This is a genomic window from Arthrobacter sp. AZCC_0090 (genome assembly GCF_014207375.1).
GTDB lineage: Bacteria > Actinomycetota > Actinomycetes > Actinomycetales > Micrococcaceae > Arthrobacter.
The window spans coordinates 120,612-146,292 of sequence record NZ_JACHEE010000011.1 but is presented as its reverse complement, the minus strand read 5'-3'; the positions used below and the strand labels follow the sequence as shown (position 1 = coordinate 146,292).

Sequence of the window (25,681 nt, the reverse complement as noted above, 5' to 3'; positions counted from 1 at the left end):
CATGCCGGACATTGAGCGATGGCCCACGGGGCGCTTGTTGTCTACAGCGGCCCGGCTAGTGGAACACGCCTGGGATGAAAACCTCAGGTCGATCGGTCTTACCCACGCTGGCGTCATTGCGATGGAAGTTCTCTCGGCCACAGGTCCCATCACCCAGACCACGCTGGCGCAGATCGTGCGGGTGCAGGCCCAGACCATGGGCCAGACCCTCAATAGACTCGAAGCCCACGGCCACATCTCCCGCCGGCGAAGTTCCGAGGACCGCAGGGTACATGTCGTGTCCCTGACCGAGGCTGGCGTGCAAGCGCTGGAGCGGGCTGTCGAATCCGAGCAGCAAGTCCTAGCCCAGTTGTCCATCGATAACGCGATGTTCCGCCAGGAGCTAAAGGTACTCGTGCGCGAACTCGCTGATCGGCAAACCGGGGCCGGGAATGACGCCGTCAGCGTCCCTTATTCTTCCGCTGGGCGCGAAGACTAATCGCGTAGTGATTCGGAAACGTCGACGGCGGCTCTTTCGCTGAGCGGGATCCCTCACCACGCTAGCGGCGCAGGGTGCTCTGCCTGGCAACGAGTTCGGGCGTGAACACCACTTGGCTGTGCACGTGGCCGTGCTCGCTGTCGATTTCGTCAAAGAGGAGTTCTGCGGCACGTTCGCCGATCAGCTGCCTCGGCTGGCTGATGGAGGTGAGCGGAATACTCGATTGGGACGCAAAGTCGATGTCGTCGAAGCCGACGATTGCAATGTCCTCTGGCACGCGGAGCCCATTGGCGGCGAAGGATTGCAGGAGTCCAAGCGCCAGTTGGTCGTTGGCGGCAAACACGGCGTCGGGGCGCTTGGCAGGCTGGAGATTCCCGATGAGATCGCCAACCTGGCGCCCACGCTCAAATTTCAGGTCCGGCGTTTCAAATAATTGAAGGGGGACTCCTGCCCTTTCTGCCGCGTCGGCTGCGCCCCGGTAGCGGTCCTCGACCTGCTGCAGTGTGAAGGGACCGCCGACGAACGCTGGGCGGACTGAGCCGATGCTGACGAGATGGTCCAGGGCGGCCGCCCCGCCGGCGACGTCGTCCACGGAGACCGAGCAGAACTGATCTGTGCTTGCAAGCCTGTCCACGAGGACGGAGGGGATGCCCCGGGTGCGCATTTTCTCAAGGCGTTCAAGGACGTTCCCGAACGGAGTGATCAAGACGCCTTGGACACGCTGCTGCTCAAACAGGTCTAGATATGCCTGCTCACGCCCGGCATTTTCGGCGCTGTTGGCCAGGATCAGGGAATGGTTGTGGTCCTCGGCGACGTTCTCAGCGCCCAAAGCCACATCCGTGAAGAAGGGGTTCCGAACGTCCAGGACCAGCATGCCGAGGCTCCTGGTGGATCCGGACCTCAGTGAGCGGGCTGATTCGTTTCGTACGAATCCCAACTGGTCGATCGCGGCCAGGACCCGGCTTCTCTTATCGATCGACACTTGGTCCGGCCGGTTGAGGACATTCGAAACAGTGCCGACCGAAACCCCCGCAAGAGCGGCGACGTCCGTCAGCTTTGCACCCGGGCCGCTTGGCACGCTAAACCTCCCAATTGATGAATCGAATCAATCCGTTTCGTCAATGTTACGTCGTTCGCGATGGCCATCCTCGTGCAACCAAAGCACTTGCCACGAGCAGTGCCGGAGTTGCCGGAACAAATGTGCCGACAGCTATTGCATCTATGAATCGATTCAATTAGAGTTTGAATGAATCGATTCAATCAATCAATCTGATTCATTCACCTTGAGACCAGGAGAATTCCAGATGAGGGTGTGCTTCCGTTCCTCGGTCAAACCCAGCCAGATTCCCGAATACCGAAGCCGTCACGCTGCCGTGTGGCCGGAGTTGCTCCGGGAACTCAAGGCCGCTGGTTGGAACAACTACTCGCTGTTCCTCGCTGACGACGGGCTGTTGGTGGGATACGTGGAGTGCGACGACGACTTCGACGCGGCGAGGGCCCGCATGGCCCTGACCGAGGTGAATGCCCGCTGGCAGGCGGAAATGGCACTCCTGTTCGAGGACGGGGCGCAGTCACCAGACCAGGGATTCCTCCAACTCACCGAAATCTTCAATCTCGAGGACCAGTTGTCCGCGGCCACGGCCTCAGGGGACAATCACCAACCGCAGAAGGAACAATCATGAAAGACGTAGCAACGGCGCTGGGCCGGTTGGAAGAACTGGCCATCGAAGTTCCCTCGTGGGCCTACGGCAACTCGGGCACCCGCTTCAAGGTGTTCAGCACGCCCGGCACGCCGCGGACTATCCAGGAGAAGCTCGCCGACGCCGCGAAGGTCCACGAACTGACAGGCCTCGCGCCGACCGTGGCACTGCACATCCCCTGGGACAAGGTGGAAGATTACTCCGCCCTGCGCGAGTACGCTGCCGATCTTGGCGTTGAACTGGGAACCATCAATTCCAATACCTTCCAGGACGACGAATACAAGTTCGGCAGCCTCACGCACAGCGACCCGGCCGTGCGCCAAAAGGCCGTGGACCACATGTACGAGTGCCTTGAAGTGATGAATATGACTGGCTCGCAGGACCTGAAGATCTGGCTGGCCGACGGCACCAACTACCCGGGCCAGGGCAACATACGGGCCCGCCAGGACTGGCTGGCTGAATCCCTGCGCAAGGTCTACGACCGGCTCGGCGAGGACCAGCGTCTGGTGCTGGAATACAAGTTCTTCGAACCGGCATTCTACCACACCGATATTCCCGACTGGGGCACGTCCTACGTGCACTGCGCGGCCCTGGGCGAGAAGGCCAAGGTCTGCCTGGACACCGGACACCACGCACCGGGCACCAACATCGAGTTCATCGTGGCGCAGCTGCTGCGCCTGGGAAAGCTCGGCTCGTTCGACTTCAATTCACGCTTCTACGCCGACGACGACCTGATCGTCGGCGCCGCGGACCCGTTCCAGTTGTTCCGGATCATGTACGAGGTGGTCCGCGGAGGCGGACTGGAGTCCGCTGCTGGGGTGGCCTTCATGCTGGACCAGTGCCACAACATCGAGGGGAAGATCCCGGGCCAGATCCGCTCCGTCCTCAACGTCCAGGAAATGACGGCACGGGCACTGCTCGTCGATACGACAGCCTTGGAGATAGCCCAGAATGAAGGCGATGTCCTGACCGCCAACGGCATCTTTAACGATGCCTTCTATACAGATGTCCGACCGGCCCTGGCCGAGTGGCGTGAATCGCGCGGCCTCCCGGCCGATCCGATGACTGCGTTCAAAGCCAGTGGCTACCAGAAGAAGATCAACGAGGACCGCGTGGGCGGCCAGCAAGCCGGATGGGGCGCATAGGAACATGACAAGCGAAAACACCACTGTTGCGGAACTGATCAACCGTTCCAACCGCCTCGGCGCGGACAAGCGGAACACCAACTTTGCCGGCGGGAACACCTCGGCCAAGGGCACTGAAAAAGACCCAGTCACAGGCGAGGATGTCGAGCTCCTCTGGGTCAAAGGTTCCGGTGGCGACCTGGGAACCCTGAGGTCCGAAAACCTCGCCGTTTTGCGCCTGGACCGGCTGCAGGCACTCAAGGCGGTTTACCCCGGCGTCGAGCGCGAAGACGAAATGGTGGCCGCGTTCGATTACTGCCTTCACGGCAAGGGCGGCGCCGCTCCGTCAATCGATACCGCCATGCACGGTCTGGTTGATGCCGCGCACGTGGACCACCTGCACCCGGACTCGGGCATCGCGATTGCGACGGCGGTGGACGGGGAGGCCTTGACGTCCAAGATCTTCGGCGAGAAGGTGGTGTGGGTTCCGTGGCGCCGCCCGGGCTTCCAGCTGGGACTGGACATCGCGGCGATCAAGGAGGCCAACCCTCAAGCAATCGGCACCATCCTTGGTGGCCACGGCATCACCGCGTGGGGCGGCACGAGCGCGGAAGCCGAAGCCAACTCCCTCTGGATCATCGAGCAGGCTGAACGCTACATCGCGGAGAACGGCAAGGCCGAGCCTTTCGGCGCGAAACTTCCCGGCTATGCCGCGCTTCCCGAAGCCGAAAGGAATGCCAAAGCAGCCACCCTGGCTCCCGTTATCCGCGGCCTTGCCTCCGCTGACAAGCCGCAGGTGGGCCACTTCAGCGACGACGCCCGCGTCCTGGAGTTCCTCGAAGGATCGGAGCACCCGCGCCTGGGCGCGCTGGGCACCTCCTGCCCGGACCACTTCCTTCGCACCAAGGTCAAGCCCCTGGTGCTGGACCTCCCCGCTGACGCAGGCATCGAGGAAAGCATCGCACGCCTGAAAGAACTCCACGCCGCGTACCGGGAGGATTACCGGGCGTATTACGACCGCCATGCCGACACTGGCAGCCCGGCGATGCGCGGCGCCGACCCGGCCATCGTCTTGGTCCCCGGCGTCGGAATGTTCTCCTACGGCAAGGACAAGCAGACCGCTCGTGTGGCCGGCGAGTTCTACCTGAACGCCATCAACGTGATGCGCGGCGCCGAGGCCATCTCCTCCTACGCCCCCATCGAGGAATCGGAGAAGTTCCGGATCGAATACTGGGCCCTCGAGGAAGCCAAGCTCGCCCGGATGCCCAAGCCCAAGTCCCATGCCACGCGCATCGCTTTGGTGACGGGCGCGGCGTCGGGCATCGGCAAGGCGATCGCCACCCGCTTGGCGTCCGACGGCGCGTGCGTCGTCATTGCCGACCTGAACCTTGAGAACGCCCAAGCCGTCGCTGCGGAACTGGGCGGTGCCGACGTCGCCATCGGAGTCCAGGCAGACGTCACCGACGAAGCCCAGATCGCCGCGGCCGTCCAGGAAGCTGTCCTCGCCTTCGGCGGAATCGACCTGGTTGTGAACAACGCGGGACTGTCCATCTCCAAGCCGCTCCTGGAAACCACGGAGAAGGACTGGGACCTGCAGCACAACGTCATGGCCAAGGGCTCGTTCCTGGTCTCCAAAGCCGCGGCGAAGGTCATGATCGACCAGGGCATGGGCGGGGACATCGTCTACATTTCCTCGAAGAACTCGGTATTCGCGGGTCCGAACAACATCGCCTACTCCGCCACCAAGGCCGACCAGGCCCACCAGGTACGTCTGTTGGCAGCTGAACTGGGCGAGTACGGCATCCGCGTCAACGGCATCAACCCCGACGGGGTCGTCCGCGGTTCCGGCATCTTCGCCGGCGGTTGGGGCGCCAAGCGTGCCGCCGTCTACGGGGTCGAAGAGCAGGAACTGGGCAGGTACTACGCACAGCGCACCTTGCTCAAGCGCGAAGTCCTGCCCGAGCACGTGGCCAACGCCGCCGCCGTCCTGACCAGCAACGAGCTCTCGCACACCACAGGCCTGCATATCCCGGTGGACGCGGGCGTCGCCGCGGCCTTCCTGCGATGAGCGGCCGGCTTCGCGACGGCGGCGTTTTCGTCGCCGTCGATATCGGAGCGTCGTCGGGGCGCGTCATGCTCGGCCGGGTCACCAGCGGGCGGGCCGAGCTCGAAACAGTGCACCGCTTCCCCAACGGCGTCATAGAGCTCGACGGCGGACTCCACTGGGACTTCGACGCTTTGTTCGATGAGGTGCTCAAGGGACTTGCGGCTGCCGCTGAGACGGCCACCGCGAGCGGCGAGCGAATCACCAGCATCGGCATCGACACATGGGCCGTCGACTACGGGCTGGTGGATGACTCCGGCAAACTCCTCGCGCAGCCGTTCAGCTACCGCGACGAGCGGGGCCGCTCCGCCGTCGCGAACGTCCACAAGGTGCTTGATCCGGCGCGGCTCTACGCCACCACCGGGCTGCAATTCCTCCAGTTCAATACGATCTACCAGCTCGCCACTGAGCGGGACCTGCGCGGCCTGCAGGCCTTGCTGATTCCGGACTTGATCGCGTTCAAACTCACCGGGCAGCGCCGGAGCGAGGCCACGAACGCGTCCACCACCGGACTCTTCGACGCCGTCGCGGGGGAGTGGGCCACCGAGCTCTTCAAGCCGCTCGGCCTGCCCAAGAACCTGTTCCCCGCCACTATTCAGCCCGGCGAAACCGTGGGCACGCTGCTTCCGGACATCGCCGCCCGGACAGGATTGCCGGCGGACACTGCGGTGGTTGCCGTGGGATCGCACGACACCGCCTCGGCGGTGGCCGCGGTGCCGGCCTCGCGCGAAGACTTCGCCTACATTTCTTCCGGGACGTGGTCCTTGGTGGGGGTGGAACTGGACAGCCCGGTCCTTGGCGAAGCGAGCCGGCTGGCCAACTTCACCAACGAGCGCGGGGTCGACGGTACTATCAGGTACCTGCGCAACGTGGGCGGGTTATGGCTGCTCAGTGAATGCATGCGCACCTGGGCTGCTGAAGGGCACGCGCCGTCGCTCGCCGGCCTGCTCGAGTCCGCGGCCGCACTGCCCGCTGGTGGCCCGCAAATCAACGCCGACGATCCCGCGTTCATTGCCCCGGACAACATGCCCGAGCGGATCCGATCCGCCGTGCGCGCCACAGGCGCCGTTCTCCCGGACGGTCCGGCCGCCGTCGTGCGTTGCATTTTGGACAGCCTGGCCGCCGGCTACGCGAGAACCCTGGCACGCGCCGAAGAACTCTCCGGCAAGCAGACGTCCGTGGTCCACATCGTTGGTGGCGGCTCGCAAAACCGGCTGCTGTGCCAGCTCACTGCGGATGCCACCGGCAAGACGGTGGTGGCCGGCCCGGTGGAAGCCACGGCGCTCGGGAACGTGTTGGTACAGGCACGCGCGGCCGCCCAGGAGCACTGGAGCCTCCAGGAATTGCGCCGGCTCGTAGCCTCAAGCTCGGCCCTGCAACGCTACGAACCGGCACCCGCGGGGACGGCCGCCCTCCAAGAATTGAGCCAGTGAGTAGTAGTGAACCACTTGGTGACTGAGAAGACCGGGCGATAGTCCCACCAGTCCCTTGAGTCCACATTCGGGGCTGTCGCCGCGTCTGTCATTTCTGCATCTCCCCCCAATGGGCGCATCCGTTAGCGCGCCGTCAACGTCGACCGCTCAATCACTACTCGTTCGGCTCCAGGCGCCGCTTGCGGAGAGCCTTCCGGCCTTGAACTGCGACCCAGTTGGGCTGCTTGGTGTCCTGCGTGAAACCATGAGCACCATGACCCAGAAAATTGCGTATCAAGGTGAGGCGGGAGCAAACTCGGACCTCGCGTGCAGGGAAATGTTCCCCGAACTCGAAAGCGTGCCTTGCGCCAGCTTTGAGGACGCCTTTGAACTGGTGTCCACAGGGGCCGTGGACCTGGCCATGATCCCCATCGAGAACTCCATCGCGGGCCGCGTGGCCGACATCCACGTCCTTCTCCCTCAGTCCAAGCTGCAGATCGTTGGCGAGTACTTCCTGCCGATCCGCTTCGACCTGTTGGGCATCCCGGGCAGCACCATCGAGGGCGCCACGGAGGTGCACAGCCACATCCACGCACTCGGGCAGTGCCGCAAGATCATCCGCGAAGCGGGTCTCAAGCCAGTCATCGCCGGCGATACCGCTGGCTCCGCAAGGGAAGTGCGCGACTGGAACGACCCCCGCAAACTGTCCCTCGCTCCGCCGCTTGCCGCGCGTCTGTACGGGCTGGACGTCCTGGCCTCCGGCGTCGAAGACGATCCCACTAACACCACGCGCTTCGTGGTCTTGGCCCAGGAACGGGACCTGCCGTCCAAGGCCGACATTCCCGGTCCCGCGATCACCAGTTTCGTCTTCCGTGTCCGCAACGTGCCCTCGGCCCTCTACAAGGCCCTTGGCGGTTTCGCCACCAACGGCGTCAACATGACCCGGCTGGAGAGCTACATGGTGGGTAACGAATTCTCGGCCACCATGTTCATGGCCGACGTCGAAGGCCACCCTGAGGATGCGCGCCTCCGCCGCGCGCTGGAGGAACTGGAGTTCTTCACCACTGAAGTGCGCGTCCTCGGCGTCTACGCCGCTGACGAATACCGCGCTCGCCAGACAGCCAGCGCCTAGCCAGCAGAGACACCGGCCTCGATCGGCTCGGTAGGCATGAGTCGTCACGCCTACCGAGCCGATGGATTCGCGGGTGTCAGTGCCAGAACTCGGCGAGCTGCTCGGCGAGGGCCATGCCTTGCTCGTGTCCGGCCCGGGCCGCGGCCGGACGCATCGACAGATCCATCGCATTGGCGCCGAACATGTGCTCGGATTTGCTGTCCGGGAAGATCGTCTCGACCCTGCTGCCGCCTGCGCGTAGCTCGTCGACCTGCGCCGCGAGCTGCATGCCCCAGTCCAACGGATGCAGCGTTCTGCCGCTGAAGGGTGACAGCACCAGCACCCGCCCGTACCCGGCTGCCAGATCGGCATTCTCGTTGCGTCGGTAGCCGCCGTCGATGTATCGGTTGTCCCCGATCCTGTAGGGAAGGCCACTGGAACAGCTGGCGGCGATGGCGTCCGCCAGGTCGATTCCGCTCTTGCTGTCGAACACGGCCGGCTCACCTGTTCGGGCATCGACCGCAGTGATGAGCACTGTTCGTTCCGGCCAGCTCTGGCTGGGCAGCCGCGAGGCGACGGTAATGCGCCACTGTGTCGACCAGGAGCCGTCCGAGGCCGCGTCCATGTCGAGGGCCGCCGCGCCCATTCTGCGGCGCATGTCAGCCGCATCTTCAGCGGAGGCGATGATCCTGCTCATCCTCTCCAACTGGTCCACCACCGGCCTGCCAGGATTGTGCGCTGGCCCGGATCCGACCGCACCGGTCCGTTGCTGCGGGGCAGCGGCAAGGATGGCGGCAAGCAGCTCGGCCGGGGTCGCGCCAGCTATCTGGGCCGCGGCCGTCGAGCCGGCCGACGTCCCGACGGTCAGGTCGGCCGTGGTCACGTCCAGCCCGGCTTCGAACAGGCCGGCGACGACGCCGATCAACCAGGCGTTGCCTGTCGATCCGCCGCCACCGAGGACCAACGCTCGCCCGCCCGCGGAGGGCGCCGTCGGAGTGGAGTGCAGAGGTGAAGAAGGTGTTGTGTTCATGGGAGTCGCCTTTCGCGAATTGCCTGTGTCGGCGCTCCCGGTGGCGACTAGTTCAGTCGCGCGATCGTGGACTGCAGGGGAGCACCCATTGTGGATACTGCGTACATGGGACTCACCTCCTGCCGATGGATCACGATCATCGGAAAATTACCACGCCGACGAAGCGGGGCGCAACAGCTACTGCCGGTTGTGGAGTCCGTGTCGAAGCCGGATCCCTTGCGGGGTAAGGCTCCTGTGATCGCGCGGAACGAGCACCGATCTCTCAACGACTTGAATCCACCTTCGTCCAGACCATGTCAGGTTAGCGTTCGGTGTCGCCGTGGATAGGTGAGGTGTCCGATGCTGAGCCTCTGGCCGACTTCCAAATCCGACAACAAGTGACGAAGCCTTGGTTCGCATCATGCTTGCTTTCCGCTGGTTGGGGGCCAGTGGGTTTCGGTCGGCGGTATTCGCCACCCAGCCGCCGACGCACCGTCGATCAGCGTTCGGATCGCGCTCGTGACCATAGGCCGCGTGTCATCCGCGCGGTGCAACAGATCCCAAGCCCACAGCGGTACCGGGGACGTGACAGGCCGACGGGTCAAGGTGGGCGGCATCGGCGCCGCATGACGTTTCGGCGACTGGAGCACTGGCCGCCTCAAACGGGCCACATGCTCGAAGAATGCGGGTCCGGTAATGCCACCGTCGTCGATGTGGGTGACGGACGCCCCGCTGGCCTGCGCGAAGGCCAACGCGTAACGGTTCCACGAGTCCCAGGACGCTTCGTCAACATCGACGAGAATCGTGAGTTCGGTTGCTGGCACGCTGTCGTGACGAGCCGCCTGGTGTGTGCCTGGCATGACCGCTTGCAGTCGCTCGTACTTTAAAAGCTCGGCGGCCAGGCTCTGCCGCACGACGTCGGCCTCCTCAATCCACGCGATGGCGAGATCGAGGCTGCCTTCGGCCACTCGCGCTGCCTGAGTGTGGGATGGCAGGACCCACTCGTCGATACGGACCCGAAGGTTGGGCATTGTCGCGATCCCTGGGGGAAGCCAACTGACATAGCCCAGGCGCAGCGGCAACTGTCGGTCGCCGTTGCGAGCCCGATCGAATGCTCGTGCGGCAGCGGCCAAGACCTCCCGGGCATCAGTCAGGAACTCGCTGCCGGCGGGGGTCAACTCGACGTGCCTTCGATCACGGATGAGGAGCCGAGTCCCGAGCTCGCGCTCGAGGTTGATGATCTGCTGGGAGAGCGACGGCCCGGCAATGCGAAGCCGCTCTGCGGCTCGGCCGAAATGCAACTCCTCGGCGACAGCGACGAAGTAGGTGAGCTGCCGGAGTTCCACGGGATTGATTGTACGCCGGGATGACCGGTGAGAGGCGGGGCCTACCAGTGTTCGGATACAAGTCGTGGACCGCAGACGGGCAGACGGGTTGACTCAAAGCAAGGGCAGCCGCCCGGCAACCAACAAACACAGAAAGCGACAAATAGCCATGAGTGCAAGCATCCCGATGAATCTCGAGGTCCAGGTCATCGCGGTATCGGACCCGGACCGATCCAAGACGTTTTACGAGCAACTGGGTTGGCGCCTCGACGAGGACGCCGCCCCGATGGAGGGGTTGCGCATTGTCCAGTTCACCCCGCCGGGGTCGGGAACCTCGGTCGACTTCGGCATAGGTCTCAACCCGGCCAAGCCGGGCTCGGCCGTGAACACACTCGTCGTGTCCGACATTGAATCTGCCCACCACGAACTCGTCGGGCGTGACATCAAGGTGACGGACATCTGGCACGGTCCGCCGTTCCCCGTTGAGGCGCGGCAGCCCGGCCTGGACCCCGAACGCACCAGCTACGGGTCCTTCTGCTCCTTCGAAGACCCCGACGGCAACCTGTGGATCGTCCAGGAAGTCACTGACCGCCTCCCAGGCCGCATCTAACTCGACTCAAGAAGATGTCTCGCGGAAATAGATCGTTCGTCTAGCCAGGAATGTGAAATGACTGAATCAACCAAAGTTGCGATCATAACCGGCGCGTCGCAGGGAATAGGAGCTGGCCTGGTGGCTGGGTTCAGAAGCCTGGGATACTCGGTGGTGGCCAACTCCCGCTCCATTGGAGCGTCCAGAGAGCCGCGGATCATCTCAGTGGCAGGTGATATTGCCGACCCTGCCATTGCTGAGAAGGTGGTGGCCTCAGCGATCGAGCATTTCGGACGCGTAGACACCCTTGTGAACAACGCCGGTGTCTTCGTCGCCAAACCGTTCGAGTCCTATTCGGCGGGAGACTTCAAGAGCGTCCTGCATACGAACCTTGCAGGGTTCTTCAACGTCTCCCAGCTCGCGGTAAGGCAGATGCTGAAGCAGGGATCCGGACACATCGTCAATGTGACGACGAGCCTGGTAGAAGTAGCCGATTCAAACGTCCCATCTGTCCTCGCGTCCCTCACCAAGGGCGGCCTTGCGTCGGCGATCAAGTCGCTCGCTATCGAATACGCGTCGCGAGGCATCCGCGCGAACGCGGTCTCTCCCGGGATCGTCCAGACCCCGATGCACGACCCCGCGACCTACGAGGGACTCGCCGGCCTCCACCCCTTGAAGCGGATGGGAACGATCGACGACGTCGTGCGCGGTGTGCTCTATCTCGAGCAGTCACCCTTCGTGACAGGGGAGTTCCTCCACGTCGACGGTGGACAGAGTGCTGGAAGGTAAGGAAATGAACGACCGCATTGACGCCACACTCGCGAAACGGGTGGAAAACGTCCTTGACCCATGGGCCGAGGGGATCCGTCGCCACGAACCCGATCTGGTGGCGCTGCTTTTCACGCACGACGTGCTTTTTCAGGGATTCGATCCCGAGCCCGGTTTCGGTCGAGCGGCAGTTGTCCCTTATTACACCAAGCAGCCGGTCGGGCTCAGCCCCGAATACAAGTTGTTGTCAGTACGGGAGCTCGGCGACGGAACGATGGTCACCTACGCCCACGTGGTGTTCACTCGCCCTGACGGGACGGAGATACCGGTTTACCTCACTTTGATCACTGAAGAGAGTGGCGAAAAGGATCTGATCAGTCACTACCACGTGTCACGAATCTTCTAGCGGAAACTTGTCGCTGCCGGCGCTTGCGGCAAGCGAGTACCGGCAGCCTTTCCGCAATTTCACCGCGGTGGCGGAGCCCCACAGCGCCACTTCAACAACAAGAAAGAAAGCACATGGAATTCCTCACCACCCTCACCACGAACGTCCCGGATGGAACCCCGGAATCGACGGTCGACGCTACCAAGGATCGCGAGGCGATCCGCGCCGCCGAACTGGCGCAGATGGGCCACCTCCTGCGATTGTGGCGGCCGCCCGTAGAGCCGGGTGAGTGGCGCACTCTCGGCCTCTGGAGCGCCGACACGGAAGCCGATCTCAAGGAAATCCTGGCTTCGCTCCCGTTGCACGTGTGGATGACTGTGGAGATCACGCCACTGAATCCACACCCGAACGATCCCCTGGCAGCTAAGGCCTGACCAGCATCGCCGGCACGGACGAAAGAAGCGTGTACTCCACATGTTCCTTGACATGAAATCCCCGGCACATGGCCACGAAAGGCCCCAACTCGTCGCCGTGGATTGTCGTTGGGCAAGCTGCTGCCGCCCTCGCCGTCGGGATGGGCGTTGGCCGTTTTGGCACTAACGGACAACGTCACGGACTGGTTGTTGCTGCGGCTGGTTGCGGGCGTCGCCAGCGCTCTGATATTCATCATCGCCGCAAGCTCAATGTTTGCCCGCCTCCACGAGCACGGCAGCCACCTCATTGGTTGGGGCTTCGGCGGAGTCGGGGCGGGGATCGCAGCATCCGGATTCCTGGTCTTGATGCTGCACGATGTGTCGGACTGGAGCGCTGCTTGGATTGCTTCTGCGGCGCTGGCCGCGATTTTCTCCATTCTCTGCTGGACGCTGAGGCCCCGCCCGCCAGTTTCCACAACAACCGTGACCCAGCTCTCCCTCGGGGGCAAACAGACCTGATGCTCATCCACGACACCGAGGTCACGATCAGGGACACGCCACCGCAGAGATCATCCCGGAGCTCATCATCGACCCTGCCCGGGACTACCAGGCCAGACAAAGAAAAACACCCCGGTCCGAAGACCGGGGTGTAACCGATGACCCGACTCATCCGTGAAGGATGTCTCGACTCATCACATTGGCGGTGACGGTGGGATTTGAAACCTTTTCAGCCCCAACGTGGGCATGAAAAATCCCTAGAATTCAAGGATTTTGGTTACCTCAAATCACCCTTTTTTACATCGGATGTGCCCAAAATGTGCCCAAAAAGTGCCCACGGCCCTCTTGCGGACTTCCTGCGGGCTAGCCGCTACCTGAAAGGGTCGGGCTCTGATTCCATCCACCATTCGTCCTTCTTTTGGTTCCGAGTCTGTAACCATTCCACGAGGGCCCTGATGTCGTCCTCGTGCAGCATGATTCGCATCCGGCGACGCCATCGCAGCGCTTCATCACGCCCGCTCGTCTTCGCCCCACTCCTGATACCCCAGCGGTGCCTCGTTCAGCTCGTCTCGACGTGCTCGCCAGTCCGGCAGGAATCGGTCCATCAGAGCCACGAACTTCTCGCCGTGCCCACGCTCAAGCAGGTGCATCAACTCGTGGACGACGATGTACTCCAGACACCGCGGAGCCTTCTTCGCCAGCTCGGGGTTGAGCCAGATCGTCCGCGACGCGGTGACGCAAGTGCCCCACTTGGTCTTCATTCGGCGCACGACGAACCTGTCAGCCTCGACCCCGAGGATCGGCTGCCATTTCTCCAGCAGCGCGGGCACGGCGGCCTTGAGCTCACGCCGGTACCAACGATCCAGTGCCCCGAACCGCCCGGTGGCGTCGGTTTCGGGTGGAGTGATCAACCAGAGCGTGTTCCCCTTGGTTTCGACACCGTACGCACCGCTCGACCGGGAGACGTCAAGGAGATACCGCTGCCCCCACACATAGTGGGTCTCGCCCGAGACCATCCTGCGCTCGGTTTGCCTGTCCGCGTTCTGGAGCTGCTCCCGCTGACACTTGATCCACGAGAGTCGCTGCACGACCGCGAGCCGGATCGCGTCTTCAGTCGTCCGTTGCGGTGCAGCGACCCGCACCCGGCCCACCGGCGGGTAGACCGAGATGTGCAGGTTCTTGATGTCTTTGTAGACGACGTCGACGCCAAGGCCCGCGACAGTGAGGTAGCTGTTAACGGTACTCATCGTTGTTCTTCAACAGTTCGATGAACTCCGCCAGTGAGTCCTCCTCGACGCTTGGGAGTTCCTTGCGCAGCTCACGGGCGAGCGCGCGTTCCTTCATCCTGCCGGCACCGGCGTCGGCCCATCCGTGTTCCTTGCTCGATTGGATTCGGTGATGCAGTGCTTCGTGGTCGACGACCAGATCTACGGGATGCCACACGAAGTCCACGATCGCCCGACGTGCAGGTGTGTTCGCCCATCCTGGGTAGGTCTTGCCGTCTGCTGCCTCTCGGGTTCCGACCTTCTTCGTCAGCTCGATGAGTTTACGGAGGTAGTCCGCGTAGTCCTCGGCATCTTCCTTCTGCTTCTCGATGAGTGCGTCGAGGAGTTCGGACATGTGGTCGTAGTAGCGCGGGTTCATCGCGTGCTCGTCGACGATGGTCTTGCGGACATTGTTGATGATCGTCTCCGCTGTGGCTGCGCCGCTGCCCTTAATTCTAGGTGGCAGCGTGTCGATCGCATCCGGCCCGCGCTCGACGATCAGCTGGACCAGGGTCTTCTCCAGGTCGGCGACCTGTTCGACGGGTTTGGCGTTGATGTAGGTGTCGAGCAGTTGGCGCATCCCGGCCTCGTACTGCTTCATGTCGATGTTCTCGCCGGCTCCGGCCTCGACCTCGCTCTTGACGGCGGCATAGTGGGCGAGCTCGTCCTTGATCGACGCGATCTCAGCCGCCGTGTAGCCGGCGGCTTCCGTGTCACTGGCGACAGCTCCGAAGGCGCGTACGAGGGTGGCAACGGACTTGTAGAGCAGTACGCGTTTGGGTTCGTTGTCCTTGATCTGGTCGGCATCGCCGGGCGTGGACGCAACGAAGTAGTGCTGGTATTCGAGCGTTCCCTTGGGCGGGGCGACCGGCTCGCATAGAGCACGGACCGCGTCGAGAGCATCCTCGAGATCCTTGCGGTCCTGCTCGTTGCGGTCGCTGATCAGTCCGTCGACGTCATCGGTCTCGTACTCGCCGAAAGCTTCGGAGGTGTAGTCGGTGACCGTCTTGTCGAGCGACTTGAACAGGTCACGGTAGTCGACGATGTACCCGTAGGTCTTGTCGTCGCCGTCGAGACGGTTGACGCGGCAGATCGCTTGGAAGAGGCCGTGGTCGCGCATTCTCTTGTCGATGTACAGGTACGTCGCACTCGGCGCGTCGAAACCGGTCAGGAGTTTGTCGACCACGATGAGCAGGCGCATCTGGCCGGGCTCGTTGACGAACTTCTTCTTGGCATCTGTCTCGAACTCTTCGACCCGGCCCATGGCCTTGTCGGGGTGCTCGCCGAAGTGGTCGGCAAGCATCTGCCGGTAGATCTCGTACTTGCGGAGCTCTTCCGTGTCGCCCTCGCCAGCGTCTTCCTTTGAGATCGCGGTCGAGTTGGGCTTGTAGCTGGTGACGATCGCGACCTTGCCCTTGAAGCCGCTTTTCACGAAGGCCTCGTAGAACGTGCAAGCTTGGTAGACAGAATCGCTCACCAACATGGCGTTGCCCCGCCCGCTGAGCAACCGCGGCTGGGTCTCCATGTCCATGAGGATGTCTTGGACGATCTGCGCCGAACGGGGTGCAGAGGAGAAGACCTTCTGCATCGTGCCCCACTTTTTCTTCAGCCGAGCCTTCGAAAGGTCGGTGAGGTTCCGGGTCTTGGCATCGAACCACTTGTCGACCGCCGCGGATCCCTGGAGCTCCTGCTCGACCTTGCGGGCCTCGTACTTCAGGTCGAGCACGACGCCGTCGCGGACGGCCTCGTCGTACTTGTAGGTGTGGATGAACGAACCGAAGGTCTCGATGCTGGTCTTCTTGTCGCTCTTCAGCAACGGCGTGCCGGTGAAGCCGATGAACATCGCTCCTGGAAGAAGGTCTTTCATGATGCGGTGCATCTTGCCGCTCTGGGTGCGGTGGGCCTCGTCGACGAACACGAAGATGTTGCCCTTGGCCTTGAACCCGTCCGGGATCTTCGTCTTGAGTTCCTTTGCGAAGTCCTCGGCGTCCTTGTCGCGGGCCTCATCGTCGGTGCCGCGGAACTTGTGCACCAAGGAGCACATGAGCCGCGGGTTCGAGGTGTTGAGCATCGCGAGCATGTCCGCGCCCGACTGGGTGCGGATGATCTTCTCCCCGACCCCGGAGAAGCCGCCCTCGATCTGCTCGTCCAGCTCAGTGCGGTCGGTGATCACGAGGACGCGGGCATCATGCTGGGTCTCCAGGATCCACTTGGCCAGCCACACCATCGTGAGGCTCTTGCCCGACCCCTGGGTGTGCCAGATGATGCCGCCCTCGCGCTTCGCGACCCGGGCCTGAGAGGCCTTGACGCCGAAGTACTGGTTGTGGCGCGGGGACTTCTTCACACCCGCGTCATAGACGATGAAGTCGTGGATGGTCTCCAGGAAGCGCTCCTTGGAGCACATCTGGGTGATCGCAAGGTCGAGGTCAGCGTTCTCGCCCTCCTCCTTCCATCGCAACCAGTACTTCTCCGGGGTCTCGATCACGCCGTAGTGCAGCCCTTCGACATCGTTGCCCGCGAACAGCAGTTGGACGGTCGTGAAGAATGGGCGAACAAAGTCATGGCGCTGGTTGCCGATGTTCTGGCGGATGCCGCTGGCGACGCTCACCGTTGAGCGCTTCAACTCCACCACACCGAGTGCGATCCCGTTCACATAGAGGACGAGGTCGGGGCGCTTCGTGTGCTGGCCCTTGACCGTGACTTCTTCGGCCACGACGAAGTTGTTCTTCGCCGGGTTGGCCCAGTCGATCAGGTGGACTGACTGGGTGGTCTGGTCGACGTCGGTCTTGACCTTCGCGCCGTATCGGAGCAGCTCATAGACTTTGCGGTTCTGGTCGTACAACGAAGAGCCTCCGCCGAAAGCTGCAGAAGTCAGGAGCTGATGTACCGCTCGAGAGACCAGAGCATCGTCGTACCCACGACCGAGCAGGTAAGCGCGGAGCTTGGCTTCATTGACGTTGCGGTTGTCCTGATCCTTCAGGTTCCCGCCGTAGATGTAGTCCAGCTTGTCTTGGAAGAGCTTGACCACCCGCTCCTGGGTCTCGCGTTCCTTCTGCCCGACCGTGCTCATGCTTCCTCCTTCACCGGCAGGCGGGTCCGCCCCGTCAACAGCTCCTGCATCATCCCAACCTTCACAGCACGCGCAGACTCAAGCCGACGCTCCAATGCTTCGATCTCAGAGTCGGCATTCTGCAAGACCTCGGCAATAGCATGCTGCTCATGAGGAGTTGGGAGTCTGACCATGAACTTCGATACGACGCTCCAATCGGCTCGAGGCATGTGAGTCCCATAGGCCGCACTGGCAGTCTCGATGAAATCGTCACGCTCAACCACATAGCGCAGATACGGCCCTATGATCTCATTTGAAATCGGCCGAAGGGCCCAGATCTCTGTGGAGCAGTATCCGTCGCGGTCCGCTAGCCAGAACTTGCGAAGGTAGGGACGAAGTTTTCCGAAAAGAACATCTCCAGACTCAAATCGAGTCTTCAACGACGCAGACTCTGAGACGTCCGAGTCGCCTCTCAAATCTCCAGTACCGGATTCCATGTGCTCCAATTCCACGACGCGGCCCGACACTGACTTCGGATGCACGCGAACGCCAGCAGGGCGCACGACATCACCGAATACCGTTTCCGCCCAGTCACCGCTGATGCCGGGAAGGCGCGTGCGGCCGGTGAGGAGTTCCTGCATCATGCCCTGCTTGACATCACGCTTCTTCGCGATCAACCGCTCCAGAGCGCCGATCAGTTCATCGACATCCGTGAGCGCCTGCGCAATCGCCCGTTGTTCCGCCCAAGGAGGGATGGCAACAGCGATGCTCTTGACGATGTCGCCGCTCAGATTGTCCTGACTGCCAGCGTTACTCATGCCGCGAATGTTGCTGTAGTTGGCAGTCAGGTAGTGGAGGAGATATGTCTCATCAACACCTCGACCGGCCTCGATGGCTGCGCAGGCTTGATTCATCGAAGCCGGAATTCGCAAAATCGCGACCTTGCCGCGCGTCTTACCTTGGCCGTACATCGCCAGGAGGAGGGTGCCCGGCTCTGCAACCTTCGCAGCCGATGCGTTCAACCCCTCCGCTGTGATGGTCTCACGACTGGCTGTGATGTAGACGGAGTCGATTTCTGCGGTAGTCACCCATGGAATCTCACCGTTCCAGAACCGCGATACCGCGCGCGACGGTGTCCCACCCGAGTAGACGCGCGCGACATCACCCAGAAAGGCCTCCGCCCAGCCTCTTGGCGTTGCAATCGACCTCACGCAGTTACCGCCATAGTCGCCAGGTGGCCAGCCAACTTCGTAGCGAGCTCCGCTACCTGTGTGTCAAGCTCAGCCACCGTCGATTTGTATCGATAACCAAGCACTCCGAGCCGGGTGACCAGGATCTGCCCAAGTGCCGTGACCTCGCCATTGATCTGTCGCTGGAGCGTGGCACCCCACTTATCGACGATCACGAGACGCTGTACCTCGGCCTCGGTCAGTGACTTGTACTTTGCGAGAGTCTTCTCGTTGAGCGCGATCGTTGCGTCCTTGACGCTTGTCTTCGCCTTGGTCTCCGTGGCGTACAACGCAATGACCTTAGTCAGTGCTGAGATCTCGTCAGGGTCGCCCTTGGTGGCCTTGAGTTCCTTCAGCGCGGCCTTCGCGGCAGCATTGGTGAGCTTGCCTTCGTCGTCTGCGGCGTCGAACAGCAGCCCGCCTTCGAGGGCGTTCTCTTCGATGTCTTCAGCAACCGCGAGGGTGGCTGCGTCGCGTGCCTCGGTGAGTCGGTCCAGTTCGGCCTGCTCGGCCGTGAAGTAGCGGGCGATCACATGCTCGGGCGGCAGGAGGTCCATGACCCAGCGTTGCGCCTTGGCACCAGTGCCGAAGACGATGTGGGCGTCTTCGTACTTGGGCTTGTTGTTCTTGTCCTTCCACATGCGTGCAACGCGCGGCTGCACCGCCGATGTCCAGCCTTCACTCGCGATCAGGAAGACGTCATCGTGCATGACGTCGTTCCAGTAGCTCATGAGCTGCTCGTAGACGCCGTACTCGTCGATCAGAGGTCGGGCACGGAACGCCTCCAAGAGTGCCTCGGAGATGTCGTGGATGAGCTCGTTTGGCTTGGTGTTCGGTTCGATCTTCTCGAGCAGTCCGCGCTTGCTCGCCCACCATTGCTGCACAGTGTTCGCAGTGTCGCGGTCGAAAGCTTCGTACTCATCGGAGCCGGCGACGGTCGACCGAATCTCGCTCGGCTCGACCTTCAACTCCGAGTAGCCGTCACGCAGTGACGCGAAGAGTTCGCTGCGGAGGCTCGGGAACGCGTCCCAGTAGGGCTGGAGTGCGTCGAGGTCGCGGTTTGGGATGCCGCCGAGCATGTGGGCGTGGAGGTCCTGGATGTCCTCCGGCTCGGAAGAGTCGATGTAGCGCGGGATGTTGAGGTTGTAGTCGTTCCTCGGATCCGCGATCTCGTTGATAGGCACCATGCGGGAGTAGCGCGCGATCTCCTTGCCGCTGGTGAAGGCGTCGACGATCTTGTGCATGTCGCGCGGGCGCAGCCGGTTCTTCGGTCCGTCTTTGGCGAAGCCCTTACTCGCGTCGATCATGAAGATGCCGGTGCGCGCCTGGGCGTCTTCCTTATCGAGCACGATCAGGCAGGCGGGGATGCCGGTGCCGTAGAAGAGGTTCCCCGGCAGACCGATGATCGCCTTGATGTAGCCGCGTTTGATCAGCTCGGTGCGGATCCTCGCCTCGGAGTTGCCACGGAACAGCACACCGTGCGGGAGGACAACGACCCCCTTGCCTCGCGGCCGCAACGACTTGACCATGTGCATGAGAAATGCGTAATCGCCGTTCTTGTCGGGCGGGGTGTCGAAGCCGTCGAAACGGCCGAAGGAGAAGTCGAAGCCGTTGCTCCAGGTCTTGACCGAGAACGGCGGGTTGGCCACGAGGTAGTCGAATGTCTGGAGGTTGCCGTTGTGGGTGAACTTCGGGTTGGCCAGCGTGTTGCCCTGGCGCAGGTCGTGGGTCTCGTTGCCGTGGAGGATCATATTCATCCGCGCGAGCGCCCAGGTGGCGTTGTCGTTCTCCTGGCCGTAGATCGTCAGCCCGTTCGGTGCGGCGTCGGCGACCTTGATCAGCAAGGAGCCCGAGCCACAGGTCGGGTCGTACACCGTGGTGGACTTCGGGGTGTTTGCGGGGATCTGGAGCAGCTGCGCCATCACCCGTGAGACCTCCGCCGGGGGTGTAGAACTGGCCCTTGCTCTTGCCGGACTGGGTGGCGAAGTGCCGCATAAGGTACTCGTAGGCGTCGCCCAGGAGGTCGTCCCCTTCAGCTCTGGAGCCGGTGAAGTCAATGTCCTGGAAGATGCCGATCAGGTTCGAGACCTTGTCCTGCAGCTCCTTGCCGGAGCCCAGCTTGGCGGGGTCGTCGAAGTTTGCGTTGTTGATGACGCCCAGCAGGTCGTTCTCTTCGGCGAGACGCCTGATCGCGATGTTGACCTTCTCGCCTACGTCGGGCTTCCCTTTGAGCGAGATCAGGTAGTCGAAAGAGCCGTCGTCGGGGACGTAGATGAGCGCCGACTTGTCTGCCTTCGCCTTGTCGGAGACATACTTCACGAACAACAGCGTGAGGACGTAGTCCTTGTACTGGCTGGCGTCCATCGACCCGCGCAGCTCGTCAGCACTGCTCCACAATGAGGAGTACAGATCAGATTTCTTCAGCGCCACAGCTCACTCTTTCTACGTTCAAATACGGCATCCCGTGCGAGGGCAATTGTCCCGGCCTCACCAACACTGCTCAGGGTCTTTCGCTGCCTTCGGACTCGTCCGAGATCGCAGCCCCTCCGCCGCGGACCCAGGCGTCGACCTCGCTCGTCTGGAACTTCCAGAGCCTGCCGACCTTGTGGGCTGGCATGGAACGTTCGGCGATCCAGGTATAGATGGTCTCCTTGGTCACGCCGAGGTGGGCTGCGATCGTGTCGGCAGCAAGCCACGGTTCACTCACAACTACGCTCCTCGGGACATGCAGGGGCCGCCTGGTCGCTGTCTGTCCCGATCTTACTGGAGAAAGCACGATCTGACTGGGTTTAGACCGGATTTGCCCGGAGACGCACCTTGTCTCGGCGACACGAGTGACGCGCCATGGCTGCACCACCTGCCTGTCGCCAGTGGCTCTGGGCGGGTTCACACCGCTGATCATGGATGAGGAGCCGGAGTTCGATGGCGATTGCCAATCTGGGACGACGAGGAGTAATTGCGCCATCTGACGATCAGTCTGCGACCCCTGGAAGCTCGTCTGCGCTGACCGCCCGATGATAAGCCGCTACCCGAAAGCGCCGCTCAACGCCAGCGATGTGAACGCTTCAACCGCGGCGCTGACCGCGGCACTGAGCGCGGGCACGCCTATGCCGTTCGCCACCACGCGTAACCGTCCAGCCTTCTTCATCACGGCACCTGTTTCAGGTGTGGACTTCTTTGCCTCAGCATTGAGTTCCTCGATCGCGGTTAGCAATTCTGCATGATCGGGTTCTTTACCCATCTCGGATGCCTCACCGCGCACGGCACCCAGCAGACGGAGCGCATCTTCGATGCTGAGACCCTCGGCTTTCGCCTCGGCCTTGGTGCCAATCGCAGTGGGTCCATTTGCGGTGTGGATCGTTGTGTTGTACTGCGAACCAATATGGTGGACCACGGCCGCGTCGACCTGTTCCTTCTTGGGTAGGTCGGCCAGTGGGGTGCCAGCGGTGAGGTCCGCAACCATGTCAATAAGCTTCGTCCGAATCTTCCCCAGCACACCCGTGATCGCGGAACCAGGCATCTGAAAGTAGAGGCTCGTGACCTGCTGGAAATCTTCAAGCTGCTCATTCCAGAGCATCTGCGCATAAGAGAGGCTATTATGCATGAACGTGAGTGACTGGGAGGTCGCGTGGACTTCCAGCGCCTCTATCGGCTCGCGGAGGGGGAGATAGTCGGGTATGCCCTCCTGAGACTTGACCGGTAGCTCGAAGCGACTAACGGCCTGCCCCGTGACCACCGTGTAGCCGCTGATCGAGTTCATCTTGATCACCGGGACTGGCACTTGCCTGTATTTTGGAGTCTCGATGTCGTCGTCGTACCCGTTCAATTCGTACCGAGCCCAGTCGCGCAACGACTCCGAGCCGGTCTCTGCGCCTAACAGCAGGCACTTCCTAAGGAGTCCCGCGAGGGGCTCGGACTCGTCGAGCAATCGTTCCCTGAGTGATCTCAGCAGAGTGTCGGTCATCTTTTCCTCATGGCACTTTTCGCAGTAGCAGCAGTTAGTCGAATCTATCGGTAGTCAAAGACATTTGCCGTGCGGCTTCGATCGTGTCAAGGCAGTGGAACTCGTGGTGCTGAAGGTCGCGCCCGACAATTCGCGCACATTTGGTCGCGCGGACTCTTCGGCCGCACCAGTCCCTCCCAGAACGTAGAGTCAAGGGAGTGCTGCTCGACGAGCTGCGGGAGCGGGATCGGCGACGCCGCTGCGAACGGCCAGGTCGTCGAGCGAGGCGATGACATCCGACAATAAGACACAACGACCCTGATCGATTCAAACTCTCACGTCTAGGATCGACGCTGGCCCTCACGGCTGCGCCTCTCTTCGACGTGCCGGACCGATGAAGTGTCGGTGGTCCGCTGTAACTTGATCTCAGGGTGGAGAGACGTTAGCCCCGTGAAAAGTAAGGAGCCAGCGGTGAGTTCCACGGCTATCAGCAGGGCGGCTATACGCCTGAACAGAAGGCCGGGCCGGCGAGAATCCCGGTGAGGGACAAGGTCACCTCGCTGTTCGGGTTGGGGCCGATTGCCCCGTTACAGATCGTGAAGGCTGATGCGGTGGTAGCGGAAGCCAACCGGTCGATGGACAGCCGTGTTGACGGGAAGCTCACCCACGCCGAGCAGGTCGTCCTCGCCGGGCCGGTGAAGCGCGCGAAGGATGCCTTGGGGACGCAGGTGAAGGGACCGATTGAGAAGAAGATCGACTCGGTCAAGGATTTGTTTGCCAGGATCAACATCATTGATCAGCAGCTGGACCGTGTCGGTGAAGTCCGTCTGGTCGGGCCTAACGGGGAGCAGCTGACCCCCGAGGAGGCGCAAGACGCCCACGACACCCTGCGTGACCAGGTTGTCCGCGAGACCAACGAGGGGTCGAAGAAGCATCACATCCGCCGTGAAGGTCGGGGAGTTGCTTTCAAGGAGTCGCTGTTGCTTGCGATCGACCTGCCGATCTTCGTCTACGCGATGTGCTCCCTGCTGAATGTGAACCTGAGGCTGGTGTTCAGCGGTGATCTTCCCGTTCTGATCAACTTCGGCGTCGCTGTGATTTTCGGCTTGCTCGGGACCATCCTTTTTGCCAAGCTCATGCGGACCATGGGCAGGCGGCATCGCCGGTTCAAGGGTGCCGACTCCTCGATCGAATCCAGCACCGCGGCTTCGCTCCGTCGGTTGCGTTGTGAACAGGCCGTGACTCTTGTGGTTCTGGTCGCTGTCGCGTTCGTGATGGGTTCCCGCGTCTACAGCGAGGGGACTGGCGCCGGGGCGGACACGGTCTTAGTTCTGGCCCTGTCGGTAATGCTCGCGCTTCTCGTTGCCGTCTCCGGATACATCAACTACCAGGGCGAATACGAGAATGGATCCGACGAGACCGACCGGGTCGCCCACCACTCCGGACAGCTTGCCGGCTACACCACATATGTAGAGGGCTTGCGCAAACAGCGCGCAGTACTGCTTGAAGCTGCGGGCAAGGCCTGCGCGACCCTTTCCCGGATGATCATCAAGGCCAAGGAACAGGCCATCAAGACCGTCGAGACGAGCACCCCGTACAAGACGATCGCCATCGCCCGGTCCTACGCCACGGTCACGAATCCCATCGAGATCCCCGAGATTGTCACGGAGGCCCTCGAAGAGGCCGAGCGGCAGGCCGCGGACCTGGCGAGCCACCAGAAGACCCTCACCGGCGAAAACAAGGAGGACTGATTCAAATGTTCGGGATCCCCAAGAAGTGGCTGACGGGCGGAGTCCGTGCAGTAGCCGGCCTTGGAGCCGCGACCACGTTGCTCGGCTCCGGCCTCCCCGCCGTCGTCAAGGACAACACCAACCTCACCAAGCAGTACGGCGACTACAGCAAGGAAGTCCGCCTCCCCGAGACTCGTCGTGGCATCGACAGATCTGTACGTAGCGGGGCCCGTATCAACAACGCCTACAGGTTCGCTGGTGCTCAGCAGATCGACCGTAAGGACCTCAAGGATCTGAAGAAGAAGTAGAAAAGACAGGGGATGGAGTCACAGCCGTGTGGATGTGACTCCATCCCCTGTCTTCCTCGATGAGACTGCCTTTGTGCCGTGCCGCCGACCACAGGTAATCAGGCCACGTTCGATTCTGGCGCCGGCGGGGTAGTGCTTGGATATCGCCTATTCTCAACTCATGACTGATGCCCTGGGTGGATCCCAAATCACGATCAATGTTGCCCACCTCAGCGAAGAAGTAAGCGGTCCCTTGATGTACCTGCTTCAGGAACAGAACCTCGGAGCAGTTCTCGGCACACAGGTCCTGTCCTTGCTGCCCGACCCGAAATCGTGGCGGCTGACCATCACCGGCGACATCGTCAAGACAGTTAACGAGATTGAGAACCGAGACCCCGACAACGCCTACACCACCGACCGCGGCGCCGGCCATGTCGGCGCTCGAACAATCACTCACCCGGATGACACATCCGACATCATCATCTCCGACGACGTCTTCTTCAATTCCCCGGAAACAGCCAACAGTATCCAGGATGTGATCGAGCACGCACTCGTGGCCGGGGCGCATATCGCGCTTCACGAGGCCGGTCACGCCGCTCTCCACCACCGCGGCGAGGACTGTTCCGTGTACCAGGACCTTCCGCAGCGTGAACCCACGCATTATGCCTGGCGTAAGCACCTCGCGGCGCACATTGACGACGACCGGATTGAACAGCTCACCGCACAACGCGCACCGTCGCCCCACAGCCAGGAATCCCACCTTGAAGACGCCATCGCGCACTTTCGGGACGAGCTAAACGAGTCAAAGAGAACTTGGCAGTCCGACCTCGGATCCGCGATGTTCCGGACTCTCACGGCTGCCAACAGCCTCATTAGGGTCATCGCCTACCTCACAGCCGAACTTGGCGTCGACGAAGAAGGGAGCCCTGTTAGACCCAGCAACCTCCCGGAAGGCTGGAACGAATACATCGAGCACAGTTGGGATGAATGGAGCCAGACATTCCATGAACTCAAGCCCGCCGACCACCCGATGACCGCGGCAGAAATCGCAGCCATACTAGCCAAACTGTGCGAACTGACCGACAGATGGCTCCGCAGCATCGGGGTCCAATACCTGATGACGAGCACCCAAGACCAATCCATCTATTGGACCGAAGACCGCTACTAAGCGGACCTACAAACTGGCGACGACTCCGGCCTCCCAAGAGACCTGCCTCACGGCAAATGTGCCGCAAGCTGTGGCAAATTTGGTTCGGAGCCCC

Annotated in this window: 23 protein-coding genes and 1 pseudogene; 14 read left to right on the top strand and 10 right to left on the bottom strand. The window is 62.1% G+C overall.

What is annotated here, in order from left to right:
* Position 1: 1 nt before the first annotated feature.
* Entirely contained in the window at positions 2–478 is a 477-nt protein-coding gene (locus HNP00_RS17255; protein WP_184740949.1) for a MarR family winged helix-turn-helix transcriptional regulator, read from the top strand.
* Between the two features lie 61 nt (positions 479–539).
* Here HNP00_RS17255 and HNP00_RS17250 read toward each other — a convergent pair whose 3' ends face one another.
* Positions 540–1,556, bottom strand: a complete 1,017-nt coding sequence (locus tag HNP00_RS17250) for a LacI family DNA-binding transcriptional regulator (RefSeq protein WP_184740948.1) — start codon at positions 1,554–1,556, stop codon at positions 540–542.
* 226 nt (positions 1,557–1,782) lie between these two features.
* On the opposite strand from HNP00_RS17250, the gene HNP00_RS17245 reads away from it, so the two are divergent.
* The 5 genes from HNP00_RS17245 to HNP00_RS17225 all read left to right on the top strand — a co-directional run bounded on the left by HNP00_RS17245 (position 1,783) and on the right by HNP00_RS17225 (position 7,950).
* Positions 1,783–2,160 (top strand): L-rhamnose mutarotase, encoded by a 378-nt coding sequence (locus HNP00_RS17245; protein WP_184740947.1) that lies wholly within the window; start codon positions 1,783–1,785, stop codon positions 2,158–2,160.
* Positions 2,157–3,323 carry an L-rhamnose isomerase gene (rhaI, locus tag HNP00_RS17240; RefSeq protein WP_184740946.1) on the top strand — a complete coding sequence of 389 codons (1,167 nt, stop codon included), beginning with the start codon at positions 2,157–2,159 and terminating at the stop codon, positions 3,321–3,323. The genes HNP00_RS17245 and rhaI overlap by 4 nt, the downstream gene beginning before the upstream one ends.
* A gap of 4 nt (positions 3,324–3,327) precedes the next feature.
* Positions 3,328–5,370 (top strand): bifunctional aldolase/short-chain dehydrogenase, encoded by a 2,043-nt coding sequence (locus HNP00_RS17235; protein ID WP_184740945.1) that lies wholly within the window; start codon positions 3,328–3,330, stop codon positions 5,368–5,370.
* The gene (locus HNP00_RS17230) at positions 5,367–6,839 is read left to right on the top strand and encodes a rhamnulokinase family protein (RefSeq protein WP_184740944.1); all 1,473 of its coding nucleotides are present in this window, start codon (positions 5,367–5,369) and stop codon (positions 6,837–6,839) included. The genes HNP00_RS17235 and HNP00_RS17230 overlap by 4 nt, the downstream gene beginning before the upstream one ends.
* A 253-nt stretch (positions 6,840–7,092) precedes the next feature.
* A complete protein-coding gene (locus HNP00_RS17225) occupies positions 7,093–7,950 on the top strand; it encodes a prephenate dehydratase (protein WP_184740943.1) in 858 nt (285 codons plus the stop codon).
* 76 nt (positions 7,951–8,026) lie between these two features.
* Here HNP00_RS17225 and HNP00_RS17220 read toward each other — a convergent pair whose 3' ends face one another.
* Positions 8,027–8,959, bottom strand: coding sequence for a patatin-like phospholipase family protein (locus HNP00_RS17220; RefSeq protein WP_184740942.1), 933 nt, complete (start codon positions 8,957–8,959; stop codon positions 8,027–8,029).
* A 398-nt stretch (positions 8,960–9,357) separates the two neighbouring features.
* A complete protein-coding gene (locus tag HNP00_RS17215; protein ID WP_184740941.1) occupies positions 9,358–10,284 on the bottom strand; it encodes a LysR family transcriptional regulator in 927 nt (308 codons plus the stop codon).
* 148 nt (positions 10,285–10,432) lie between these two features.
* Between HNP00_RS17215 and HNP00_RS17210 the strand changes: the two genes are divergently transcribed.
* From HNP00_RS17210 to HNP00_RS17190, 5 genes are all read left to right on the top strand, one after another.
* Positions 10,433–10,873, top strand: coding sequence for a VOC family protein (locus HNP00_RS17210; protein WP_221451591.1), 441 nt, complete (start codon positions 10,433–10,435; stop codon positions 10,871–10,873).
* Positions 10,874–10,930: 57 nt separating this feature from the next.
* Complete coding sequence (locus HNP00_RS17205) at positions 10,931–11,641, top strand: SDR family NAD(P)-dependent oxidoreductase (protein ID WP_184740940.1); 711 nt, start codon at positions 10,931–10,933, stop codon at positions 11,639–11,641.
* A gap of 4 nt (positions 11,642–11,645) precedes the next feature.
* Entirely contained in the window at positions 11,646–12,026 is a 381-nt protein-coding gene (locus HNP00_RS17200) for a nuclear transport factor 2 family protein (RefSeq protein WP_184740939.1), read from the top strand.
* 113 nt (positions 12,027–12,139) lie between these two features.
* Positions 12,140–12,439, top strand: coding sequence for a muconolactone Delta-isomerase family protein (locus tag HNP00_RS17195; RefSeq protein ID WP_184740938.1), 300 nt, complete (start codon positions 12,140–12,142; stop codon positions 12,437–12,439).
* Positions 12,440–12,547: 108 nt separating this feature from the next.
* On the top strand, positions 12,548–12,937 hold the full coding sequence (locus HNP00_RS17190) for a YbfB/YjiJ family MFS transporter (RefSeq protein ID WP_221451590.1): 390 nt from the start codon (positions 12,548–12,550) through the stop codon (positions 12,935–12,937).
* 488 nt (positions 12,938–13,425) lie between these two features.
* Here the strand turns inward: HNP00_RS17190 and HNP00_RS17185 are convergent, their stop codons facing one another.
* The 7 genes and pseudogenes from HNP00_RS17185 to HNP00_RS17160 form a co-directional block, all read right to left on the bottom strand.
* Positions 13,426–14,163: a M48 family metallopeptidase gene (locus tag HNP00_RS17185; RefSeq protein ID WP_184740937.1), complete on the bottom strand. Its 738-nt coding sequence runs from the start codon at positions 14,161–14,163 to the stop codon at positions 13,426–13,428.
* Complete coding sequence (locus HNP00_RS17180) at positions 14,150–17,251, bottom strand: type I restriction endonuclease subunit R (protein WP_184740936.1); 3,102 nt, start codon at positions 17,249–17,251, stop codon at positions 14,150–14,152. The genes HNP00_RS17185 and HNP00_RS17180 overlap by 14 nt, the downstream gene beginning before the upstream one ends.
* Positions 17,248–18,441: a restriction endonuclease subunit S gene (locus HNP00_RS23680; RefSeq protein ID WP_184740935.1), complete on the bottom strand. Its 1,194-nt coding sequence runs from the start codon at positions 18,439–18,441 to the stop codon at positions 17,248–17,250. The genes HNP00_RS17180 and HNP00_RS23680 overlap by 4 nt, the downstream gene beginning before the upstream one ends.
* On the bottom strand, positions 18,438–20,381 hold the full coding sequence (locus HNP00_RS17170) for an SAM-dependent methyltransferase (protein WP_260405033.1): 1,944 nt from the start codon (positions 20,379–20,381) through the stop codon (positions 18,438–18,440). The genes HNP00_RS23680 and HNP00_RS17170 overlap by 4 nt, the downstream gene beginning before the upstream one ends.
* 61 nt (positions 20,382–20,442) lie before the next feature.
* A pseudogene (locus HNP00_RS23435) lies at positions 20,443–20,823 on the bottom strand (type I restriction-modification system subunit M N-terminal domain-containing protein); the annotation flags it as partial.
* Positions 20,824–20,959: 136 nt separating this feature from the next.
* Positions 20,960–21,166, bottom strand: coding sequence for a helix-turn-helix domain-containing protein (locus HNP00_RS23430; protein ID WP_184740934.1), 207 nt, complete (start codon positions 21,164–21,166; stop codon positions 20,960–20,962).
* A 318-nt stretch (positions 21,167–21,484) separates the two neighbouring features.
* Entirely contained in the window at positions 21,485–22,423 is a 939-nt protein-coding gene (locus tag HNP00_RS17160) for a hypothetical protein (protein WP_184740933.1), read from the bottom strand.
* Positions 22,424–22,941: 518 nt separating this feature from the next.
* On the opposite strand from HNP00_RS17160, the gene HNP00_RS17155 reads away from it, so the two are divergent.
* The 3 genes from HNP00_RS17155 to HNP00_RS17145 all read left to right on the top strand — a co-directional run bounded on the left by HNP00_RS17155 (position 22,942) and on the right by HNP00_RS17145 (position 25,587).
* Positions 22,942–24,153, top strand: a complete 1,212-nt coding sequence (locus HNP00_RS17155) for a hypothetical protein (RefSeq protein WP_184740932.1) — start codon at positions 22,942–22,944, stop codon at positions 24,151–24,153.
* A 5-nt stretch (positions 24,154–24,158) separates the two neighbouring features.
* Positions 24,159–24,440, top strand: coding sequence for a hypothetical protein (locus tag HNP00_RS17150; protein WP_184740931.1), 282 nt, complete (start codon positions 24,159–24,161; stop codon positions 24,438–24,440).
* A gap of 160 nt (positions 24,441–24,600) precedes the next feature.
* Positions 24,601–25,587: a hypothetical protein gene (locus tag HNP00_RS17145; protein ID WP_184740930.1), complete on the top strand. Its 987-nt coding sequence runs from the start codon at positions 24,601–24,603 to the stop codon at positions 25,585–25,587.
* Positions 25,588–25,681 lie beyond the last annotated feature (94 nt).

Coding starts and splice junctions, on each gene's coding strand:
- HNP00_RS17255 (WP_184740949.1), top strand. CDS start 2: ATGCCGGACATTGAGCGATGGCCCACGGGGCGCTTGTTGTCTACAGCG.
- HNP00_RS17245 (WP_184740947.1), top strand. CDS start 1,783: ATGAGGGTGTGCTTCCGTTCCTCGGTCAAACCCAGCCAGATTCCCGAA.
- rhaI (WP_184740946.1), top strand. CDS start 2,157: ATGAAAGACGTAGCAACGGCGCTGGGCCGGTTGGAAGAACTGGCCATC.
- HNP00_RS17235 (WP_184740945.1), top strand. CDS start 3,328: ATGACAAGCGAAAACACCACTGTTGCGGAACTGATCAACCGTTCCAAC.
- HNP00_RS17230 (WP_184740944.1), top strand. CDS start 5,367: ATGAGCGGCCGGCTTCGCGACGGCGGCGTTTTCGTCGCCGTCGATATC.
- HNP00_RS17225 (WP_184740943.1), top strand. CDS start 7,093: ATGACCCAGAAAATTGCGTATCAAGGTGAGGCGGGAGCAAACTCGGAC.
- HNP00_RS17220 (WP_184740942.1), bottom strand. CDS start 8,959: ATGAACACAACACCTTCTTCACCTCTGCACTCCACTCCGACGGCGCCC.
- HNP00_RS17210 (WP_221451591.1), top strand. CDS start 10,433: ATGAGTGCAAGCATCCCGATGAATCTCGAGGTCCAGGTCATCGCGGTA.
- HNP00_RS17205 (WP_184740940.1), top strand. CDS start 10,931: ATGACTGAATCAACCAAAGTTGCGATCATAACCGGCGCGTCGCAGGGA.
- HNP00_RS17200 (WP_184740939.1), top strand. CDS start 11,646: ATGAACGACCGCATTGACGCCACACTCGCGAAACGGGTGGAAAACGTC.
- HNP00_RS17195 (WP_184740938.1), top strand. CDS start 12,140: ATGGAATTCCTCACCACCCTCACCACGAACGTCCCGGATGGAACCCCG.
- HNP00_RS17185 (WP_184740937.1), bottom strand. CDS start 14,163: ATGAGTACCGTTAACAGCTACCTCACTGTCGCGGGCCTTGGCGTCGAC.
- HNP00_RS17180 (WP_184740936.1), bottom strand. CDS start 17,251: ATGAGCACGGTCGGGCAGAAGGAACGCGAGACCCAGGAGCGGGTGGTC.
- HNP00_RS17170 (WP_260405033.1), bottom strand. CDS start 20,381: ATGGCGCAGCTGCTCCAGATCCCCGCAAACACCCCGAAGTCCACCACG.
- HNP00_RS17160 (WP_184740933.1), bottom strand. CDS start 22,423: ATGACCGACACTCTGCTGAGATCACTCAGGGAACGATTGCTCGACGAG.
- HNP00_RS17150 (WP_184740931.1), top strand. CDS start 24,159: ATGTTCGGGATCCCCAAGAAGTGGCTGACGGGCGGAGTCCGTGCAGTA.
- HNP00_RS17145 (WP_184740930.1), top strand. CDS start 24,601: ATGACTGATGCCCTGGGTGGATCCCAAATCACGATCAATGTTGCCCAC.